3 protein-coding genes are annotated in these 3,010 nt (G+C 72.0%); all 3 read left to right on the forward strand.

Translation table 11 applies throughout. The annotated features are described in order from the left end of the window. Positions 1-784 (forward strand): ATP-binding cassette domain-containing protein (locus CCS38_RS30005; RefSeq protein WP_223736480.1); only part of this gene is annotated, 784 nt, incomplete at its 5' end. 322 nt (positions 785-1,106) lie between these two features. Further along, positions 1,107-1,865 (forward strand): class I SAM-dependent methyltransferase, encoded by a 759-nt coding sequence (locus CCS38_RS30010; RefSeq protein ID WP_223736481.1) that lies wholly within the window; start codon positions 1,107-1,109, stop codon positions 1,863-1,865. A gap of 135 nt (positions 1,866-2,000) precedes the next feature. Continuing rightward, a complete protein-coding gene (locus CCS38_RS30015; protein WP_223736482.1) occupies positions 2,001-2,987 on the forward strand; it encodes an aldo/keto reductase in 987 nt (328 codons plus the stop codon). Positions 2,988-3,010: the final 23 nt, after the last annotated feature.

Genomic DNA, 3,010 nt, shown 5'->3' on the forward strand with positions numbered 1-3,010 from the left:
GCGGGGGGCGGCCGGGGAGGGCGTGGTGTCGGTCGACCAGGGCGCGATCCGCGGCTCGCGGCGCAGTAACCCGGCGACGTACACCGGTCTGCTCGACCCGGTCCGCAAGGCGTTCGCCAAGGCCAACGGCGTGAAACCGGCGCTCTTCAGCGCCAATTCGGAGGGCGCCTGCCCCACGTGCAAGGGCGCGGGTGTCGTCTACACGGACTTGGCGATCATGGCCGGTGTCTCCGCGACCTGCGAGGAGTGCGACGGGAAGCGCTTCGACGCGGCCGTACTGGAGTACCGCCTCGGCGGGCGCGACATCAGCGAGGTGCTCGCGATGCCGGTGGCCGAGGCCGCGGAGTTCTTCGCCGTGGGCGAGGCGCGCGTGCCGGCCGCGCACAAGATCCTGGAGCGGCTGAGCGACGTCGGGCTCGGCTACCTCACCCTCGGCCAGCCGCTCACCACGCTCTCCGGCGGCGAGCGGCAGCGGCTGAAGCTGGCCACGCACCTGGGCGAGAAGGGCGGCGTCTACATCCTCGACGAGCCGACCGCGGGCCTGCACCTCGCCGACGTGGAACAGCTGCTCGGCCTGCTGGACCGGCTCGTCGACTCCGGCAAGTCGGTCATCGTGGTCGAGCACCATCAGGCCGTGATGGCGCACGCCGACTGGATCATCGACCTCGGCCCCGGCGCGGGCCACGACGGCGGCAAGGTCGTCTTCGAGGGCACCCCCGCCGACCTCATCGCCGCCCGCTCGACCCTGACCGGCGAACATCTGGCGGCGTACGTCGGCAACTGACCGGGCAGACGAACCGGCCGGGCAGACGAACCGGCCGGGCAGCCGAACCGACCGGGCAGTCGAACCGATCGGGCAGTTGAACCGGCCGGGCAGTCGACCGGAGCAGCGGGCCCGCAGCGTTTTGATCATCTTCCTGCGGGCCTCCGCACCACCGCTGTGCTACCTCTGACGCCATGAGCTCTGACGCGCACGACAGGGTCCGGCCGGGGGACCTGCCGGCGATGGCCTTCGGAGCGGACGCACGGCACCGCACGTCGGGGCCCGGTACCGGCCGCCTCGGAAATCGTTTGCCGACGGCCGCGGGCGGGGTGAGGATGCCCGTATGGTGCGTGATTTCGATGAGCTGGTGGCCGAGGCCGATTCCGTGTCCGTCGAGGGGTGGGACTTCTCGTGGCTCGACGGGCGGGCCACCGAGGCGCGGCCCTCCTGGGGGTACCAGCGGCTGATGGGCGAGCGGCTGGCGGAGGTGTCGGCCGCGCTGGACATCCAGACCGGCGGCGGCGAGGTGCTCGCCGCGGCGCCGAAGCTGCCGCCGGTGATGGTGGCCACCGAGTCCTGGCCGCCGAACGTCACGAAGGCGACCCGGCTGCTGCACCAGCTCGGCGCGGTGGTCGTCGCCGACCCGGACGAGCCGCCGCTGCCGTTCGCCGACGACGCGTTCGACCTGGTGACCAGCCGGCATCCGGCGACGGTGTGGTGGGCGGAGATCGCGCGCGTACTGCGGCCCGGCGGCACGTACTTCGCGCAGCACGTGGGGCACGAGAGCGTCTTCGAGATGGTGGAGTACTTCCTCGGCCCGCAGCCCGCGGAGATCCGGCGGGCCCGGCATCCCGACGACGAGCGGGCGGCGGCCGAGGCCGCCGGGCTGGACGTCACCGACCTGCGGTTCGAGCGGCTGCGGATGGAGTTCTTCGACATCGGCGCGGTCGTCTACTTCCTGCGGAAGGTGATCTGGATGGTGCCCGGCTTCACCGTCGGGCAGTACCGTGACCGGCTGCGCGAGCTGCACGAGAAGATCCAGGCGGAAGGGCCGTTCGTCGCCCACTCCACGCGCTTCCTGATCGAGGCGCGCAAGCCGTAGCGGTGGGCCGGGCGCCCTGACTGCCGCTGCCGCCAAGGGGTTTGACTTGGAGTGCGCTCCAACTCCTACCGTCCCTGACGTGAGCCCGACACAGTCCTCGCCCACGGGGGACGGGGCACTTCAGGAGGTAATCGCATGACCAGCATTCCCACCCGGCAGCTCGGCACCCTGACCGTCTCCGCGCAAGGGCTGGGCTGCATGGGGATGAGCCACGGATACGGCGCTTCGGACGACGCGCAGTCGATCGCGACTATCCACCGCGCGCTCGACCTCGGTGTGAGCCTCCTGGACACCTCCGACTTCTACGGGTCCGGGCACAACGAGGAGCTGGTCGGGCGGGCCGTCGCCGACCGCCGCGACCGCGCCGTGATCGCCACGAAGTTCGGCTTCGCCAACAAGCTCGGCGAGCCGACCGCGATCCGGGGCGACGCCGCGTACGTACGCCAGGCGTGCGACGCCTCGCTGCGCCGGCTCGGCGTCGACCACATCGACCTGTACTACCAGCACCGCGTCGACCCCGAGGTGCCGATCGAGGAGACCGTCGGGGCGATGGCGGAGCTGGTCGCGGCCGGGAAGGTGCGGCACCTCGGGCTGTCCGAGGCGGGCGCGGAAACGATCCGGCGGGCGCACGCCGTGCACCCGATCGCCGCGCTGCAGAGCGAGTGGTCGCTGTGGACGCGGGACCTGGAGGAGGAGATCGCGCCGGTCTGCCGGGAGCTGGGCATCGGGATCGTGCCGTTCTCGCCGCTCGGCCGCGGATTCCTCACCGGGCAGTACAGGTCCGTGGACGGGCTGGCGGAGGGCGACGTACGGCGTACCCAGCCGCGCTTCGCCGACGGCAACCTGGAGCGGAACCTCGCCATCGTCGAGCAGCTGAACGAGCTGGCCGCGGCGAAGGGCGTCACGGCCGGGCAGCTGGCGCTGGCCTGGGTGCAGCACCGTGGCGCGGACGTCGTGCCGATCCCGGGCACCCGTCGCGAGAAGTACCTGCTGGAGAACGTCGCCGCGGTCGCCATCGGACTGTCCCCCGACGAGCTGGCAGCGATCGACGCGGTGGCCCCGGCGGAGGCGGTGGCCGGCACGCGGTACGACGCGACAAACCTGACCTTCGTCAACCGCTGACCTTTCGGTGGAGGGGCGACGGG

Origin of the sequence: Streptomyces purpurogeneiscleroticus (genome assembly GCF_020024005.1) — a bacterium.
GTDB classification, from domain to species: domain Bacteria; phylum Actinomycetota; class Actinomycetes; order Streptomycetales; family Streptomycetaceae; genus Streptomyces; species Streptomyces purpurogeneiscleroticus.